Genomic DNA, 17,640 nt, shown 5'->3' with positions numbered 1-17,640 from the left:
TCGGCCGATATGCTCCCTGCGTACTCCGCGGAAGGAAGGTCCGTTGCCCGTTCGCTCCCGTCTCGCCTGCATCCTGCTGTTCGCCGCACCGCTCGCGAATGCCTCCGTCAGCCTCACCACGCCCCGTGTCGAACGCACCGATACACCCGGGTACGTCGACGTGGACAGGCCGCGTTTCTCGTGGATCGTACGCAGCGATACCGACGGTACCGTGCAGACCGGGTATCGCATCGTCGTGACGCACCGGGGCGTGACGGTCTGGGACAGTGGCGACGTCGTCGGCGCACGCCCGTTCGATATCGAATATGCCGGCCCTCCGCTGGCTCCCGGCGAACGCTACGAGTGGCGCGTGGACGTCCACACCTCCGACGGCGACGCCAGCGCGGCCTCGCACTTCGATACCGCGCTGGACGAAGCCGGCTGGCACGGGGCGCGTTGGATCGGCAAGGGCGACGACACGCTTCCGGCACCCTTGCTGCGGAAGACATTCCGTGTCGAGGGCGATGTTGCGCACGCCACGCTGTACATCGCCGCCGGAGGTTATGCCGATGTGTCGATCGACGGCAAGCCGGTGAGCGACGCCGTGCTTGGCCCGGGCTTTACCGATTACGGGAAACGCGTGGAAGTGGTGGCGGATGAGATCACCCTCACGCCTGGCGAACACACGCTCGGTGCTGAACTCGGGCGCGGTTTCTACGGGCTCACCAATCCGAACGTATGGCATTGGGAGCGGGCGCCGTGGCATGGCCGCCCGCGGATGCGCGCGTTGCTGCGCATCCGTCATGCCGACGGTCGTATCGAGGATGTCGTCAGCGATACGAGCTGGCGGGTGGCCGATGGACCGACGCGATCGGACGACTTGTATGGCGGCGAGGCTTTCGACGCGCGTCTCGCCACGCCACGCACGTGGTCTCCCGCGGCGGAATTGCCGGCACCAGCGGGAAAGCTCGTTGCGCAGGTCGAGCAACCCATTCGCGTCGTGGATACCCTCGCCGCTACGGCCGTGACCGAACCGGTGCCGGGTACGTACGTGTTCGCGTTTCCCCGCGTGATGGCGGGATGGGCGAGCTTCGATGTGAGCGGCCCGGCAGGCACGACGATCGTCGCCCGCTACGGAGAGAAGCTGCTGCCCGACGGCACCGTCGACGCGCGCGACGAGCACCATTATTTCAAGCAGGGATTCCAGACCGACCGGCTGACGCTCAACGGCGGTCGGGTGCGGTGGCATCCGCGTTTTTCGTACAAGGGCTTTCGCTACGTGCAGGTCCGGGGATGGCCCGGCGCCAAGCCGGCCGCCGACGCGGTCGCTGCGCAGGTGGTGCACACCGATGTCGCGGTGACCGGCCGCTTCGACAGCGATAACCCGTTGTTGAACTGGATTCACCGGGCCGCCGTCGACACCATGCTGAACAACCTGCACGGCATCCCCACCGACACGCCGATGTACGAAAAGAACGGCTGGACGGGGGACGGCATGCTCGGTGCGGAGATGTTCCTGCGCAATTTCGACGCGGATCGACTGCTGGTGAAGTGGCTGCGCGACATCGCCGATGCACGCAACGCGCAAGGCGCGCCGCTCCTCATCGCGCCCAATCCCGGGTGGGGTGACGTACGCGCGCCCACCTGGCATTCGGCCTATGTATTCATCCCGTGGTGGTTGTGGATGTATGCGGGGGACAGGCGGCCGATCGAGGAGCACATCCAGGGCATCGCACACTACGTGGCGATGGAGGATGCGCGTTCGCCGGGCGGCATCGCCGATACGGAACTGGGCGACTGGGTCAGCCCGGAAACCGATCCGGGCGGCGAGAACGCGCCGGAGGACAAGCGCGTCGCCGCCACGGCTTATCTTTACGGTATGGAACGTGCGACGGCGGCGATGCTGCGGCTTGCCGGCGATGCGACCGGTGCCACCACGTTCGATGCCCGCGCCGAAAAGGTGCGGGCGGCGTTCAACCAGCGTTTCCTCGATCGCGCGGCCGCCCGCTATCGCGGCGAAGGCGACCGTGGCTATCGACAGGCGCACAACCTGCTGGCCCTGGCCTTCGGCCTGGTGCCCGACGACGTCAAGGCGCGCGTGGCGGCTGGCGTGGCGGCCGATGCGAAAGCGCGCGGGGACCATCTCGATACCGGCGCGCTGGCGACCAAGACGATCCTGCCGGTGTTGACCGCCACCGGCCATGCGGGCGAAGCCTGGGCCATCGCCACCCAGACCACTTTCCCGAGCTGGGGATTCTGGCGCGCCAACGGGGCCACCAGCCTATGGGAACACTGGAAGCTGGCCTCGCGTTCACGGGGCCACTATTTCCTCGGCACGATCGACGACTGGCTGTTCGGCGACGTGGCGGGTCTCCGGCCGCTGGAGCCGGGTTGGCGGCGTTTCGAGGTGCGGCCTGCCCTCACGGCCTTCCTCGATCGTGCGTCGGCGGCGGTCATGACGCCCTACGGTGAAGCCTCCGTGGCGTGGCGCAAGGTGGCGGGGAAGGTCGAGGCGGATGTCGTGGTACCGGTGGGCACCGAGGCGGTGGTGGCCCTGCCGGGGTCGCCCGAGAAGGTGCTGGGATCGGGCCGGCACAAGCTGACCGCCCCGTGAGCGTCTTCACATACCCCTCGTAAAGTCTTGCACCCCACCGCCGATAAGTCCTGCACGGGGAATATCGAGGGTGATGGGTATGTCGGCAGTAGAAAGATGGTTCGGCCGCACGCGGCTGAACACGCGGGTGTGGATGGTGACGACCGTGGTCGTCGCCGGGCTGATGGCGCAGACCATCATGGCGGGTATCGAAAGCCGCGGCGTGCAGATGCGCGCGCTCCAGGACACGCTCGAACAGCACGTGACGGCGGCGATGTCGATCGCCGACGCTTACCATGCACGCGCGAAAAAGGGCGAGTTGAGCGACCTGGAGGCGCGGGTGAATGCGCTGCAGGACATCGAGGCGATGCGCTGGGCGAACAACACCGGCTACGTGTTCGCGTTCGATTCGTCGCTGACGATGCGCATGCATCCGCTGCGGCATGACGACATCGGCAAGAACATTCGCGAGGATGTCGACGGCAAGGGGTTCCACCACTACGAGGCGATGCTCGCCACCGATACGAAGATCGGCCACGGCATGACCCGTTACACGCAGATCATGCCCAAGACGAAGGAGCTGAAGGACAAGATCAGCTTCTCGTCCTGGTACAAGCCGTGGGATCTGCACTTCGTGTCGGGCGCCTACTTCGACGCTATCGATGCCGCGTTCCAGGCCCAGCTCAAGCGCGACCTGGTCAAGTCGGGGCTCATCGCGCTGCTGGCGCTGGCGATCGTCTGGTTCTCGATGAGCAGCATCCGCAGCAGCCTGGGTGGCGAACCGCGCGACGCCGTGGAGATCGCGGGGCGGATCGCCGGTGGCGATCTTCGCGCGGATAGCGCAGCCGCCTTCGCGCCGGAGAGCTTGCTGGGCGCGCTGGAACGCATGCGTGGCACGCTGTCCTCGATCGTCATGGAAGTGCAGGAAGGCGCGCACGTCGTCTCCACCACCTCCGGCGAAATCGCGCGCGGCAACGACGACCTTTCGCAGCGCACGCAGGAACAGGCTTCCAGCCTGGAGGAAACCGCCGCGTCGATGGAGGAGATGACGGCAACGGTGAAGCAGAACGCCGAGAACGCCCTAGCGGCGGACCGCTTGTCGCGTCACGCGCGCGGCGCGGCGGAGAAGGGCGGGGCCGTCGTCGGCGAGGCGATGGAGGCGATGCGCCAGATCGGCGATTCCAGCCGTCGCATCGGGGACATCGTGGGCCTGATCGACGACATCGCCTTTCAGACCAACCTGCTGGCATTGAACGCCGCCGTGGAAGCGGCGCGCGCGGGCGAACAGGGCCGTGGCTTCGCCGTGGTGGCGGCGGAAGTGCGCCGTCTCGCGCAGTCCAGTGCGTCGGCGTCGCGCGAGATCAAGGGCCTCATCCTGGAAAGCGGCGAACGCGTGGATGCGGGCGCGGCGCTGGTCGAGCAATCCTCGGTCGCGCTGCGCGACATCGTCGACAGCGTGAAGAAGGTGACCGACATCGTGGCCGAGATCGCCGCGGCCAGCGCCGAGCAGTCGTCCGGCGTCGACCAGGTGAACCTGGCCATCGCGCAGATCGACCAGGTGACGCAGGAGAACGCCGCGCTGGTGGAAGAGGCCGCCGCCGCCGCGAAGTCGATGCAGGACCAGGCGAAGTCGTTGCGTGACCAGGTGGCGTTCTTCACGGTCGACGCCGAGGCAGGCGGCAGCGACACGTCGCGCGCCACGGTGGAGCGTGCCGCGCACGACCTGAGCTTCGGTCATCGCCCCGCCCCGGCCACCGCCGACGCGGGCTGGACCGAGTTCGCCTGACGGGGAGGCACGTGCCGGCGCACATTGTTTATCCTCAGGCGAAGCCCCAACGAGGATGAACGCATGGACCACGCCGCGAGTTACGTGCACGGCGCGAGCCCCACACCCCTGCTCGGCGAGACGGTCGGGGCCCTTCTCGATCGTGTCGCCGCACGTTGGCCGGATCGGCCAGCGCTGGTGGTGCGCCAGCAGGGCGTCCGCTGGACCTATCGGGAATTCCACGCGGAGGTCGAGCGCGTCGCCGCCGGCCTTCTCGCGCTGGGCCTGGAGCCCGGCGACCGCGTCGGCATCTGGGCACCGAACCGCGCGGAATGGGTGGTGGCGCAATTCGCCGCGCCCAAGGCGGGGTTGATCCTGGTCAACATCAATCCCGCCTACCGTTCGCACGAGTTGGCGTATTCGCTGAACAAGGTCGGTTGCCGCGCGCTCATCCTGCCGCGCGCCTTCAAATCGTCGCACTACCTGGACATCCTTCGTGGCCTCGCCCCGGAACTGGAAGCCTGCCCGCCAGGCGGATTGCGTGCGGCGGCGTTGCCGGACCTGCGTCACGTGATCCTGCTCGACGAGGACGCGGCACCCGGCGTGCTGCGCTGGCGCGATATCGTGGTGGACGACGCGGCGCGGGAACATCTCGCGGCGGTGGAGGCGGAGCTGTCGTTCGACGACGCGGTGAACATCCAGTTCACCTCCGGTACGACGGGTGCGCCCAAGGGCGCGACGCTCACGCATCACAACATCGTCAACAACGGCTTCTTCATCGGTGAAGCCATGCGCCTCACCGAGGACGACAGGCTGTGCATCCCCGTGCCGTTCTACCATTGCTTCGGGATGGTCCTGGGTAACCTCGCCTGCGTGACGCACGGCGCATGCATGGTGATCCCCGGCGAGGGCTTCGATGTGCTGGCCACGCTGGAAACGGTGGCGGAGGAACGCTGCACCGCGCTGCACGGCGTGCCGACCATGTTCATCGCCGAACTCGAGCATCCCCGCTTCCGCGAGTTCGATCTGTCGAGCCTGCGCACGGGCATCATGGCGGGCTCGCCATGCCCCATCGAGGTGATGCGCCGTGTCGTGCGCGAGATGCATATGAGCGAGGTGACCATCGCCTACGGCATGACCGAAACCAGCCCTGTCAGTTTCCAGACCGTGCCGGGCGATCCACTCGAATTGCGCGTGTCGACGGTGGGACGCATCCATCCGCACGTGGAAGTGAAGATCGTGGACGAGACGGGGCGGGTCGTTCCGCGAGGGACGACGGGTGAACTGCTGACACGCGGGTATTCCGTGATGCGCGGCTACTGGGGCGACGAGGCGAACACGCGGCAAGCGCTCGACGCGTCGCGCTGGATGCATACCGGCGACCTCGCGGTCCTCGATGACGCGGGCTACTGCACCATCGTGGGCCGCCTGAAGGACATGATCATCCGTGGTGGCGAAAACATCTACCCACGCGAAATCGAGGAATTCCTCTATGGGCACCCGGATATCCAGGACGTGCAGGTGTTCGGTGTCCCGGATGACCGGCTGGGCGAGCAGGTGTGCGCGTGGGTCCGCCTGCGCGACGGAGCCGTGGCCACGGAGGCCTCGATCCAGGACTATTGCCGTAGGCACCTCGCCTATTTCAAGGTGCCGCACTACGTTCGCTTCGTGGGCGGCTTCCCGATGACCGTGACCGGAAAGGTGCAGAAGTACGTCATGCGCGAGATGATGGAAGCGGAACTGTCCGGCAAGGTCGGGCCTGAAGGCTAGCCCCGCCGACCGCCGTTCTGCACTTCGGATTCACGCCCTCCTCTCCACGCTAGCCGGGAGGGAGGGCTCAGGACACCAGAGAGGCACATGTGAATCGAGTCAGGAGACACCACCCCGCGACGCTGTTTACGGCGTTCCTCTTCGCGTTGTTGGGCGCCGCGACCCTGCTGGGTGGCATACGGCTCGTCAACCTCGGCGGCTCCGCCTATTACCTGGTGGCCGGTGCGGTGACCCTGGTGGTCGCGGCCTTGTTGCTGTTCCGCATGCGGTTGGCCGTGCCCCTCTACGGACTCCTGCTGATCGGCACCGCCGCCTGGTCGGTCTGGGAGGTGCGCCTGGACTGGTGGCAACTGCTTCCGCGTCTCGACGTGTGGTTCGTGCTGGGCTTGTGGCTCCTGCTGCCGTGGCCGCGCCGAGGCCTCAACCGGGACAGCCTCTACGAAACCTCCCGGCATACCGGCGGTGGGTTCCTGCTCGTCTCGCTGTTGGTCATCGCGGTGGTGGGCATCGCGGGGGCCCTTCATTCCAATCACGACCTGTCGGGTGAATTGCCGATGGCCGACGTGGCCGGACCACAAGGCGACCGCGCCGCACGGCCCGACGGCGACTGGACGGACTACGGTGGCTCGCCATTCGGCCAGCGCTACTCTCCGCTGACGCAGATCACTCCGGATAACGTGGGGCAGCTGCAGGTCGCCTGGAAAATCCAGACAGGCGATACCCCGGGGCCTGACGATCCGACTGAAACCACCTCCGAGAACACACCGCTGAAGATCGGCGACACCGTCTACCTGTGCACGCCGCACAGCCGGGTGATCGCGGTGGATGCGGCCACGGGGCAGAAGCGCTGGGAGTTCGATCCGAAGATCCAGAGCCCCGTCGGATTCAAGCACTGGGAACACATGACCTGTCGTGGTGTTTCGTACCACGATGATGCGAAGTACGCGGCGGCGACGATTCCCGCTCCTGCGACGACCGCGGCCGGCGCACCCGCCTCGGCCTCGACCGCGGCGATCGCGGCGGTATCCACCGCCTCGGCGACCTGCCCCCGCCGCCTGTTCCTGCCCACGGCCGACGCGCGCCTGATGGCGATCGACGCCGATTCCGGCCAGCCCTGCACGGACTTCGGCGACCACGGCACGGTGAACCTGCGCACGAACATCGGCCCGTTCACGCCGGGTGGCTACTACTCCACCTCGCCCCCGGCGGTGACGAAGGACCTGGTCATCATCGGCGGCCATGTCACCGACAACGAATCGACGAACGAACCCTCCGGCGTGATCCGTGCCTACGACGTGCACGACGGCCACCTGGTCTGGAACTGGGACCCCGGCAAGCCCGACGACACGGCGCCGATCGCGCCGGGCGCCACCTATACCCGCAATTCGCCGAATGTCTGGTCGCTCTTCAGCGTCGACGAAGGCCTCGGCATCGTCTACCTGCCCATGGGAAACCAGACGCCCGACCAGTTCGGTGGCGGTCGCACGCCCACGTCGGAAAAGTACAGCGCGGGCATCGTCGCGCTGGATGTGGCCACCGGCAAGGTGCGGTGGAACTATCAGTTCACCCATCACGATCTCTGGGACATGGACATCGGCGGGCAACCGACCCTGGTCGACCTGCAAACCGCCGACGGAATGAAACCCGCGTTGGTGGCCTCGACCAAGCAGGGCAGCGTGTACGTGCTCGACCGGCGCGACGGCACGCCGATCGTCCCCATTCGCGAAGTGCCGCGTCCGCAGGGTGCCGTGGCGGGCGACCACACCGCACCGACTCAGCCGCTATCGGATCTCAACTTCGCGCCACCGGATGTGCGCGAGAAGGACATGTGGGGCACGACGCCGCTGGACCAGCTCTGGTGCCGCGTGCGTTTCCGTTCGTTGCGCTACGAGGGCATGTTCACGCCGCCGTCGGAACAAGGATCGCTGGTTTTCCCTGGTAATTTCGGCGTGTTCGACTGGGGCGGCGTGTCGGTGGATCCCACGCGCCAGTTGATGTTGATCAACCCGAGCTACATGGCTTTCCAGTCGCGCCTGATTCCGAAGGACGTGCTGGCCAAGATGGAGGTCGGCCCCGCCAAGAGCGAGACCGAAGGCGTGAAGAAGGCCGAAGGCATTCCCTATGGCATCGAGTTGTCCGCCTTCCTCTCGCCGCTGGGCATTCCCTGCCAGGCGCCGCCGTGGGGATACGTCGCGGGCGTCGACCTGCGCACGGGCAAGATGATGTGGCGGCACAAGAACGGCACCATCGTCGACAGCGCACCGTTGCCGATCCCGATGCCGCTCGGCGTCCCGAGCCTCGGCGGCATGGTCACCACCGCTGGTGGCGTCACCTTCCTCTCGGGCACGCTGGACTACTACGTGCGCGGTTACGACGTGCGCACCGGGAAGAAGCTGTGGGAGGCACGTCTTCCCGCCGGCGGCCAGGCCACGCCGATGACCTATGCGGACAAGGACGGACGGCAGTACCTGCTCGTGACGGCAGGCGGCCATGGCTCGCTGGGCACCAAGCAAGGCGACTGGGTGATCGCCTACGCCTTGCCCAGGTAGGGATGTTTAGGTACGCGGAACCGACCCTGTGGGAGCCGACCTTGTCGGCGATCCCGCGGCAGCGGGCCAGGTCGAGGCAAGCACCCATCGCCGACAAGTCGGCTCCCACGAAAGGTCGGCTCCCACCAGGGTTTCGGTTGCCCTGGCGGCCTGACTGAATGTGCCTAGCCCCGCTTGGGGCTAGGCAGCAGCGCGGCCAGCAAACCGATCAAGGGAAGGAAAGCACATACCTGGTACACCGCCTCGATGCCGATGTGGTCGGCCAGTTCGCCGAGCACCGCCGCGCCCAGGCCGCCCATGCCGAACGAGAAGCCGAAGAACAGTCCGGAGATCATGCCGACCCGTCCTGGCACGAGTTCCTGTGCGAAGACGACGATCGCGGGGAAAGCCGAGGCCAGGATCAAGCCGATCGCCACGGTGAGCGGTGCCGTCCAGAACAGGCTGGCGTGCGGCAACAGGAGGGTGAACGGCAGGGCGCCGAGGATCGAGAACCAGATCACGCGCTTGCGTCCGATGCGGTCGCCGACGGGGCCGCCGAGCACCGTTCCCACCGCCACCGCGCCGAGGAAGACGAACAGGTGGAACTGGGCGTTCTCCACCGACACGCCAAAGCGATGGATCAGGTAGAACGTGAAGTAGCTGGTGAGGCTGGCGAGGTAGACGTACTTCGAGAAGATCAGCGCGAGCAGGACGGCGATGCCACGCCGTGCCTCCCGCGTGGGTGGCGCGAGTTGGCCATGCTTGCCTGCATTGTTCTTGAGGCGTGGCAGCCCGTAGTGGCGATACCACTGACCGACGTTCCACAGGATCGCGCAGGACAGCAGGGCCAGCAGCGCGAAGAAGGCCAGGCTCGACTGTCCCCAGCGCACCACGACCAGCGCCGCGGCGAGCGGGCCCAATGCCTGGCCAGCGTTGCCGCCCACCTGGAAAAGCGACTGCGCGAGGCCGTGGCGGCCGCCCGAGGCCATCCGCGCCACGCGGGACGATTCGGGATGGAACACCGACGAACCCATGCCCAGCAATGCCGCGCCGGCGAGCAGCAACGGGTAGGCGTGCGCCTTGGACAACACGAGCAGGCCGAACAGCGAGAACAGCGTGCCGCCGGGAAGCGCGAGCGGCGTGGGACGGCGGTCGGCGTAGAGGCCGATGAGCGGCTGCAGGATCGACGCGGTCATCTGGTAGGTCAGCGTGATGAGACCGATCTGGCCGAAGTCGAGCTGGAAGTCGGTCTTCAGGCCCGGGTAGATGGCCGGAAGCAGCGACTGCATCATGTCGTTGAGTAGATGACAGAAGCTGATCGCGAAGATCACGCCATAGACGGTCGTGTCCGCGCGGCGGCCGTCCAGCGCCGCGTCGACGGGGGCTTGCATGGGCTTTCCTGGGGTAGGGGAGCGAATATGAGAACACGGGCGAGGCGAGGCGGCCACTGCCGGCGTGATCGTGGGCCCTAGGTCCGGGGACCGTGGCAATCCGCGCGGATGATGCACTCGACGAGTTCGGCCGGCGGCTTGCCGATTTCCACGCGCATGGCTTCCGCGTCGCCGGGTTCCTCCAGCGTCGCCAACTGGCTGTCGAGGAGCGCCGGATCGAAGAAGTGTCCCGCCCGGTGGCCGAGGCGGTCGGCCAGCAGTTCGCGCGAGCCATGCAGGTAGACGAACTTCACGTCGTCGTGTCCACTGCGCAAGAAATCGCGATAGCGGTGCTTCAATGCCGAGCATGCCACCACCAGCGACTCGCCCTGCTGCCGGTGGCGATCCATTTCCGCCACGATGGCGGCGAGCCAGGGCTGACGGTCCGCATCGTCGAGCGGTATGCCCTGGGCCATCTTGTCGCGGTTGGCCTGGGGATGAAGGTGATCCCCGTCGACGAAGGGCTGGCCCAGGCGTGCCGCCAGGCCCATGCCAATCGTGCTCTTGCCGCTGCCGGAAACACCCATGACGATCGTGATCATGGCCGGAAGCATGCCGTCTTCCGGGCCACGGAATCGTGAACGGCATCGCGTACCATCATTGACTGGTCCCTTTCGAACCCACGCCATGGAAACCATCGACCTGCGCAGTGATACCGTCACCCAGCCGACCGACGCCATGCGCGAGGCGATGTTGCGTGCGCCGGTCGGCGACGACGTGTACGGTGAGGACCCCACGGTCAACGCCTTGCAGGATCGCATCGCGGCCGACCTGGGCTTCGCCGCGGCGCTATTCGTGCCCACCGGTACCCAGGGCAACCTGCTCGCGTTGATGAGCCACTGCGAACGCGGTGACGAATACATCGTGGGCGCGGATGCGCATACCTATCGCTTCGAAGGCGGCGGTGCGGCGGTGCTGGGTTCGATCCAGCCACAACCGATCCCGCAGGACGTCGACGGAACCTTGCCCCTGAACCTGGTCGAGGCGGCGATCAAGCCGATCGACCCGCACTTCGCCCGCTCCCGCCTGCTGGCGCTGGAGAACACCTGGCATGGTCGTGCCCTTCCGTTCGACTACCTCGCCTCCGCGCGCGAACTGGCGACACGGCGCGGGCTCGGACTGCACATGGACGGCGCGCGTCTTTACAACGCGGCGATCGCCTATGGCCGTCCGGCTCGTGAGATCGTGACGGGTTTCGACAGCGTGTCCGTGTGCCTGTCCAAGGGCCTGGGCGCGCCCGTGGGCTCGGTGTTGCTGGGCAGCGTGGCGTTGATCGACCGCGCTCGTCGCTGGCGCAAGGTCGCCGGCGGTGGCTGGCGGCAGGCGGGCATGCTGGCCGCGGCGGCGATGCATGCGCTCGACCACCATGTGGAACGCCTGGCCGACGACCACGCGCGCGCCAGCCGGTTGGCGAACGGCTTGCGCCGGATCGACGGCCTCGAGGTCAAGGGTTGCCATACGAACATGGTCTTCGTCGACGTGCCGCCCGTACGCTTGAAGGACCTCGCCACGCACATGGCCGCGCGCGGCGTACGACTGAGCATCGGTTATCTTCCGTCGATCCGACTGGTGACGCACCTGGACATCGACGACACGGCCATCGAACGGACGATCGCCGCGTTCGCTTCGTTCGATTACTGACGAGGCGCCATCAGCTTGCGTTGCAGCGAATAGAGAAGGGCGGCATCGGTGAGATCGAGCGTGTCGGTTTCCATCGCGCGGTAATGGCGGTGGAAGGCGATGATCGCGTTGCGCGGATTGGATACGTCATAGCCGACCAGGCGCATCGCCGCGAGGCTGTCGAAGCCGGGCGGTGCGGGGATCGGGTTCGGCTCCGGCCACAGTCCGAAACCGTAGCTGGCGAGCGTCGCCCAGGGGAATTGCACGCTCGGGTCGTTCTTCCGGCCGGGCGCGATGTCGCCATGACCGACCACGGCTTCGCGTGGGATGCCCAGACGCGCTGTGAGGTCGGCCAGCAGTTTCACCAGTGCTTGGATCTGCGGCTGGGTGAACGGGGACTCGCCATCGTTGTCGATCTCGATGCCGATGGACGAGGAATTCAGGTCGGTCATGTCGCCCCAGCGCGAGGCGCCCGCATGCCATGCGCGGTCGTTGTCGTCGACGAGCTGGTCGATGCGGCCATTGGACTCGACGAGGTAGTGGGCGCTTACCTGGCCTTCGCTGTTACGTGTGCTCAGCACGCGCAGGGCTTCCGCGGCGTCACCGATCGACGTGTGGTGCAAAACGATGATCTGCGCCTTGCGCGCGTTGAAGTTGGGCGATGGTGTCCAGTGGGCGAGGGCGCTGCGCTGCGGTGCGACGCGCGGCCCGGTGGCGCAGCCGGCAAGACAGGCGATCGCCAGCACGACCGCCGCGAGGCGGATGCGCCTTGCGACGGTGGCCCTCGTTCGCGTCATTCGACGCGGAAGTCGCTGCTGGTGATGACCCATGCGATCTCCTCGCCCACGTCCCCGGTGTCTTCCCGGGATGCCACCACGATCTGGAGGTCGACGCAATCGTGGCCTTCGGAAAGCCATTCGGTTTTCTCCAGCGCCATGCCGGATTTCTTCAGCGCCGCATGCAGGACGGGCATCGTCGTGGCGAGCAGTTCCGTGCCCTCATGCGTGAGCTGGCCGCCCAGCACTTCGATGTCGCACAGCTTGTCGTCGAGGAAGCGCAGCCGCAGCCATTCGTCTCCGGCGGCATCGGCGTATTCGTCTTCGTCGTCCCACATGTTTTCGCCGCCGGCCTTCCAGCCGAGCGTGTCGCGAAGTTTCTTTCGCGGCATGCCGAAGAAGATGTCGGTGTCGCCGCGGCGGATGCCGCGGCCCGGGACCAGCTCGCAATGTTCCATGGCGTACCTCGTCAGATGGCGCGGGAGACCCGCCGGTGAAGCATGGCGGACCGGCGATACGACCGGCCAGCCGGTCCTGTCCGTGCCGTATCAGGGTTTATGGTCACGGCCGAGGTAGTCCTCGCTCTGCATTTCGATGAGCCGCGATTCGGTGCGGCCGAACTCGGCGCGAACCTTGCGGCCATCGTAGAGTTCCGTGATCGGCGCGGCCGCGGAGAGTACCAGCTTCACGTGGCGGTCGTAGAACTCGTCCACCAGCAGCACGAAGCGCTTGGCTTCGTTCTCCGAGTAGACGGTGAACTGCGGCACGTTGGACAGGATCACGGCGGGATACGATTTCGCCAGCTCGATGTAGTCCGCGACGGCTCGCGGTCCTTCGCAGAGCGCGGCGAAGTCGAACCAGACGATATTGTCCGCCCGCTTGCGCACCGGCACGTCGCGACCGCTGAGCAGGATGGAGCCAGCCTCGACGATGTCGCCCTGTGCCTGGCCCATGAAGATCTTCGTCAGCGAGCGCTCGGCTTCCTGGCCGGGCGGCACGAGGTAGACCGGCGCCTGGCTCAAGGCGCGCAGGCGCCAGTCGTGCGGAGACACCATTTCATGGACCACGCAGTGTTTTTCGATCGCCGCGATGGCGGGCAGGAACCGCGCGCGTTGCAGGCCATCCTTGTAGAGGCCTTTCGGCGGCGTGTTCGAGGTGGTGACCAGGGTGACGCCGCGGGCGAACAAGCCGTCCAGCAACCCGGCGAGGATCATGGCGTCGCCGATATCGGAAACGAGGAATTCGTCCAGGCACAACACGCGGCACTTCGCGGCGAGGCGTTCAGCCACCTCGTCGAGCGGATTCTGCCGTTCGCCGAGTTCGCGCAGCATGCCGTGCACCTCCAGCATGAAGCGATGGAAATGCCGACGCAGGGCGAGGCCCGGGGCGAGGCTGGAAACGAAGAGATCCATGAGGAAGGTCTTGCCCCGGCCGACGCTGCCCCACAGGTACAGGCCGTGCACGGCGGCGCGCGGTTCGTTGCCGAGCATGCTGCGCAGGCGGCCGAAAAGGCCGGCGGCGGGTTCGGGTGCGCAGAGCGCCGCATGCAGGCGATCGAACTCGGCGATGACGGGCAACTGGGCCGGATCGGATTCCCAGCGACGTCCGGCGATACCGTCCCGGTAGCGTTCGCCGGGCGTCGATTCCGAGCAGGTCATGCAGCGCGGGACTCCGGCAACCAGTTCTTCACGCCATTCTTGATGACGCCGCGCAGGTCCATGAGCCGGCGATGGAAGAAATGGCTGGTGTCCTCCATTCTCACCAGTTGCGGGCGAGTGTCTTCCGGCAGGCTGTCGACCCAGTCGTAGACGGCCTGGGGGTTGACGATCTCGTCGGCGTCGCCCATGACCACGAGCCAGTGGCTCGTGGGTAGTTCGATCTGGGCGAAATCCCAGCCACGGCCCGCCACGGGCGGTGCCACGCTGATCAGGGCGTCGGCACCGAGGTGGGTGGCGTTACGCAGGGTCACGTAGCTGCCGAAGGAAAACCCGGCCAGCCACAGGGCCGCGCCGGGACGGACCTTGCGCGCCCAGGCGACCACGGCGGCGAGATCGTCGCTTTCGCCATTGCCGCTGTCGAACGTGCCTTCCGACCGGCCGACGCTGCGGAAGTTGAAGATGACCGTGTCCATGCCCGACTCGCGCAGCGAGCGTTCGATCATGGTCACCACCTTGTTGTGCATGCTGCCACCGTCGGTGGACAGGGGATGGCAGATCACGGCGATGCCGTGACGGGCCACGTCGGCGGTGGCGGCCTTGGCTTCGCATTCGAGCTTGCCCGCCGGGCCCGCGAGCGCGAAGCTCATGCTCTCGTCCGGGAAGTGATCCGGCGCTGTAGGTAGAAGTTCGCTCATGCTCTCCATGATACCCGCTGGCTGGCCGGTCCGCGGCCAAGACCGGCGATGAACGTCCTCGCACACGCCTTGTTGGCGGGCGACGACGCGGCCTTGCGCCTTGGCGGCATCATGGGCGACTTCGTGCACGGGACGCCTGATCCGGCCATTCCCGAACGTGTCCGCCAGGGTATCCACCTGCACCGCGCGATCGACAGTTTCACCGACAGCCACGACGAGGTCCGCGCGGCCCGCGAACGCTTGCCCGCGCCTTTCCGCCGCTATGCGGGAATCCTTCTCGACATGTGGTTCGACCACTGCCTGGCGCGCGATTTCGCGCACTGGTCCACGCAGCCCCTGGAGGATTTCTCGACGAACCTGCGTACGGAGTTGCATGCCGCCGGTCCACTGTTGCCCGATGCGCTAAAGCGCTTCCTCGGTTACATGGACGCCAACGGCCTTCCGGCCGGCTATGCGCGGGCCGAGGCGATCGCCCAGGCCTTGCGCGGCATATCGCAGCGGCTATCCCGGGCCAACCCCGTCGGTGACGCCATGCCGCTGCTGATGGCGGAAGACGCCCTGTTGCAGGCCACCTTCGAGCGGTTCTTCCCGCAGCTGCGGGCGTTCGCGAAGGAGTGGGTGGCCCGCCTCCCGCCGCTTACTTGACCTGGTCGGCCATCCACTTGACCGTGTTGCCGACCTGTTCGTCGGTCAGGGCCGGGTTGCCGCCCTTGGCCGGCATGTGGTTGCCGTCGGGGCCGGTGTAGCCGTCGATGGCGTGCTTGGTGAGGGCGGCGATGCCCTGGGCGATGCGTGCGGACCAGGCGGTCTTGTCGCCGAGCTTCGGCGCACCGGCCACGCCGGCCGTGTGGCAGCTGTGGCACAGGTTGTCGTAGATGGTCTTGCCGTCGGTGCTGCCACCGTAGGCGACCTGCGAGGCGGCGGCCTTCGCGGCGGCCTCCTGGGCGGCCAGCATCGCTGCGCGGCCGGTGTCGCCGGCATAGACGCCGCCCACCGGGGCGATCCGGGCCTCGGTGCGCTTGGCGACGGCCGGGTCCTGATCCTTGGGGATGTTGCTGTAGATGGTATAGGCGATGACCATCAGGACGAGGGCCAGGACACTGAGGCCGGCGGTCAGCCACGAGAACTGACGCATGAAGTTCTGGTCGGACTTGCTCGGAGAACCGCTCACGCATTGACTCCACTGATTTGGGTGTGCCGTCCCCTCCCCGGGATCCGGCGTGCCTGCCGGCCGCAAATGCGGCGTCGAATTTCGCGAGTATAACGGAACCTCCGCGGGAGTCAGCGGTCTGCATGCCGGTGCCGTGCCAGGGGACCGGCCGGGAGACGTGCCGTCAGTCATGCTGTACCCCTGTCAACCGGCATTGTTCAATGCCGTTCACCTACACCTATATTGGCGCCGTCGGGTTTTCACCTTTTGGGGGTATAAACCCCCGTGGCGCACGGCGCGCCGGTCGGACCAGGTACCCCCGTCCGGTCATTCATCCTGGGAGTGTTTTGCATGTCGCGTTTTTGGAAGATCGCGCTGGCCGTCATCGTGGTTCTGGTGATCGCGGGCATATTCGTCGTTCCCCGGCTGCGTCACGCCGAGGGCGCGAACGCAGCCCAGACCCAGGGAGGCAAGGCCAATGGAGAGGGCCAGGGGAAGGACCAGCCGCCGGTGCCGGTCACCGTCGTGCCCGTCGCCAGCCAGGATGTCCCCGTCTACCTCACCGCGACCGGTACCGCCCAGGCACGTAATTCCGTGGTGGTGCGCCCGCAGGTCGCCGGCCAGCTGATGAAGCTCAACTTCCAGGAAGGCCAGGAAGTGAAGCAGGGCGACGTCATCGCCGAGATCGACCCGCGCACCATCCAGTCGCAATACGACCAGTCCGTCGCCAAGCTGCGCCAGGACCAGGCCGCCGCGGCCACCGCCAAGAACAACCTCGAGCGTTCGCAGAACCTGGTCAGCAAGGGCGGCCAGCAGTACGTGTCCAAGCAGGACCTCGACAACCTCAAGAACACCCTCGACCAGGCCGTCGCCACGGTGGTCGCCGACCAGGCCTCGATCCGCGCCTCGCAGGTGCAGCTGGGCTTCACCAAGGTGATCGCGCCGATCGACGGCCTCGCCGGCATCCGCGCCGTGGACGTCGGCAACATCGTCGCCACCACGGACACGATCGTCACATTGACCGAGGTCCATCCGATCTACGTCTCGTTCAACCTGCCCGAGAAGAATCTCGACCTGGTTCGTTCCTCCATGCGCGAGGAAGGCGCCACCCCGCTCGAAGTCGCCGCGCTCGACCGCGTCGACGCGCACGTGGTCGCCACCGGCAAGCTCGACGTCATCGACAACACCATCGACACCACCACGGGCACGTTCCGCCTGCGCGCGCTGTTCGATAACACGAAGACCGAACTCTGGCCGGGCCAGTTCGTCAATGCGCGCGTCCGCGTGCGCACGGTAAAGAACGGCCTCGTCGTACCCGCCCAGGCGGTGCAGCGCGGGCCGGATGGCGATTACGTCTACCTCGTCCAGGGCGACAACACGGTCAAGATGCAGGCGGTGGAAACCGCGACCGAGGTGGGCGATAGCCACATGCTCATCAGCAAGGGCCTGAAGCTCGGCGACAAGGTGGTGACCGAGGGCCAGTTCCGTCTCAAGCCGGGTTCGAAGGTGCAGCCGCTGGCGCCGGGGCAGGTCCCCGCCGCGCCCACGGCCGAGGAATTGAAGGCGAAGAAGGATCAGCAGGGCCGTCAGGGCGGACGCCGCGGCTGATAGCGCTTAGCGCGCGGCGTGTCCACGACGGACGCGCCGCCACGGATCGCAAGGTCCCGACACCAGGA

General features: G+C 66.9%; 14 protein-coding genes. 7 read left to right on the top strand and 7 right to left on the bottom strand.

The genetic code is table 11. The annotated features are described in order from the left end of the window. The first annotated feature begins 43 nt into the window (after positions 1-43). From ACN9M2_RS17420 to ACN9M2_RS17405, 4 genes are all read left to right on the top strand, one after another. The gene (locus ACN9M2_RS17420) at positions 44-2,593 is read left to right on the top strand and encodes a family 78 glycoside hydrolase catalytic domain (RefSeq protein ID WP_426285879.1); all 2,550 of its coding nucleotides are present in this window, start codon (positions 44-46) and stop codon (positions 2,591-2,593) included. A gap of 79 nt (positions 2,594-2,672) precedes the next feature. Then, the gene (locus tag ACN9M2_RS17415; RefSeq protein WP_426285878.1) at positions 2,673-4,358 is read left to right on the top strand and encodes a methyl-accepting chemotaxis protein; all 1,686 of its coding nucleotides are present in this window, start codon (positions 2,673-2,675) and stop codon (positions 4,356-4,358) included. A 63-nt stretch (positions 4,359-4,421) separates the two neighbouring features. Continuing rightward, positions 4,422-6,107 (top strand): AMP-binding protein, encoded by a 1,686-nt coding sequence (locus ACN9M2_RS17410; protein WP_426285877.1) that lies wholly within the window; start codon positions 4,422-4,424, stop codon positions 6,105-6,107. A gap of 89 nt (positions 6,108-6,196) precedes the next feature. After that, positions 6,197-8,656, top strand: coding sequence for a glucose/quinate/shikimate family membrane-bound PQQ-dependent dehydrogenase (locus ACN9M2_RS17405; protein ID WP_426285876.1), 2,460 nt, complete (start codon positions 6,197-6,199; stop codon positions 8,654-8,656). Between the two features lie 164 nt (positions 8,657-8,820). Here the strand turns inward: ACN9M2_RS17405 and ACN9M2_RS17400 are convergent, their stop codons facing one another. After that, entirely contained in the window at positions 8,821-10,026 is a 1,206-nt protein-coding gene (locus ACN9M2_RS17400) for an MFS transporter (protein WP_426285875.1), read from the bottom strand. Between the two features lie 77 nt (positions 10,027-10,103). Next, positions 10,104-10,619, bottom strand: coding sequence for a gluconokinase (locus ACN9M2_RS17395; protein ID WP_426285874.1), 516 nt, complete (start codon positions 10,617-10,619; stop codon positions 10,104-10,106). Between the two features lie 73 nt (positions 10,620-10,692). Here ACN9M2_RS17395 and ltaE point away from each other — a divergent pair, with 73 nt between their 5' ends. Beyond that, a complete protein-coding gene (gene ltaE, locus ACN9M2_RS17390) occupies positions 10,693-11,706 on the top strand; it encodes a low-specificity L-threonine aldolase (RefSeq protein ID WP_426285873.1) in 1,014 nt (337 codons plus the stop codon). Here the strand turns inward: ltaE and ACN9M2_RS17385 are convergent. From ACN9M2_RS17385 to ACN9M2_RS17370, 4 genes are all read right to left on the bottom strand, one after another. After that, positions 11,700-12,482 carry an N-acetylmuramoyl-L-alanine amidase gene (locus ACN9M2_RS17385; RefSeq protein ID WP_426285872.1) on the bottom strand — a complete coding sequence of 261 codons (783 nt, stop codon included), beginning with the start codon at positions 12,480-12,482 and terminating at the stop codon, positions 11,700-11,702. The two genes, ltaE and ACN9M2_RS17385, sit on opposite strands and share 7 nt — an antisense overlap. Continuing rightward, positions 12,479-12,919 (bottom strand): hypothetical protein, encoded by a 441-nt coding sequence (locus ACN9M2_RS17380; protein WP_426285871.1) that lies wholly within the window; start codon positions 12,917-12,919, stop codon positions 12,479-12,481. Before ACN9M2_RS17380 ends, ACN9M2_RS17385 begins: the two co-directional genes overlap by 4 nt. Before the next feature lie 90 nt (positions 12,920-13,009). Beyond that, positions 13,010-14,119 carry a cell division protein ZapE gene (gene zapE, locus ACN9M2_RS17375; RefSeq protein WP_426285870.1) on the bottom strand — a complete coding sequence of 370 codons (1,110 nt, stop codon included), beginning with the start codon at positions 14,117-14,119 and terminating at the stop codon, positions 13,010-13,012. Continuing rightward, positions 14,116-14,814 (bottom strand): alpha/beta hydrolase, encoded by a 699-nt coding sequence (locus ACN9M2_RS17370; RefSeq protein WP_426285869.1) that lies wholly within the window; start codon positions 14,812-14,814, stop codon positions 14,116-14,118. The genes zapE and ACN9M2_RS17370 overlap by 4 nt, the downstream gene beginning before the upstream one ends. Before the next feature lie 48 nt (positions 14,815-14,862). Here ACN9M2_RS17370 and ACN9M2_RS17365 point away from each other — a divergent pair, with 48 nt between their 5' ends. Then, positions 14,863-15,459, top strand: coding sequence for an ACP phosphodiesterase (locus tag ACN9M2_RS17365; protein ID WP_426285868.1), 597 nt, complete (start codon positions 14,863-14,865; stop codon positions 15,457-15,459). On the opposite strand, the gene ACN9M2_RS17360 is transcribed toward ACN9M2_RS17365, so the two are convergent. Continuing rightward, positions 15,452-15,949 (bottom strand): c-type cytochrome, encoded by a 498-nt coding sequence (locus ACN9M2_RS17360; RefSeq protein ID WP_426287946.1) that lies wholly within the window; start codon positions 15,947-15,949, stop codon positions 15,452-15,454. The genes ACN9M2_RS17365 and ACN9M2_RS17360 overlap by 8 nt on opposite strands. 366 nt (positions 15,950-16,315) lie before the next feature. Here ACN9M2_RS17360 and ACN9M2_RS17355 point away from each other — a divergent pair, with 366 nt between their 5' ends. Next, positions 16,316-17,572 (top strand): efflux RND transporter periplasmic adaptor subunit, encoded by a 1,257-nt coding sequence (locus ACN9M2_RS17355; protein WP_426285867.1) that lies wholly within the window; start codon positions 16,316-16,318, stop codon positions 17,570-17,572. Positions 17,573-17,640: the final 68 nt, after the last annotated feature.

This window comes from Luteibacter sp. E-22, assembly GCF_049913125.1.
Classification (GTDB): Bacteria; Pseudomonadota; Gammaproteobacteria; order Xanthomonadales; family Rhodanobacteraceae; genus Luteibacter.
The sequence above is the reverse complement of the archived record's forward strand: the minus strand, read 5'-3'. Positions and strand labels throughout refer to the sequence as shown.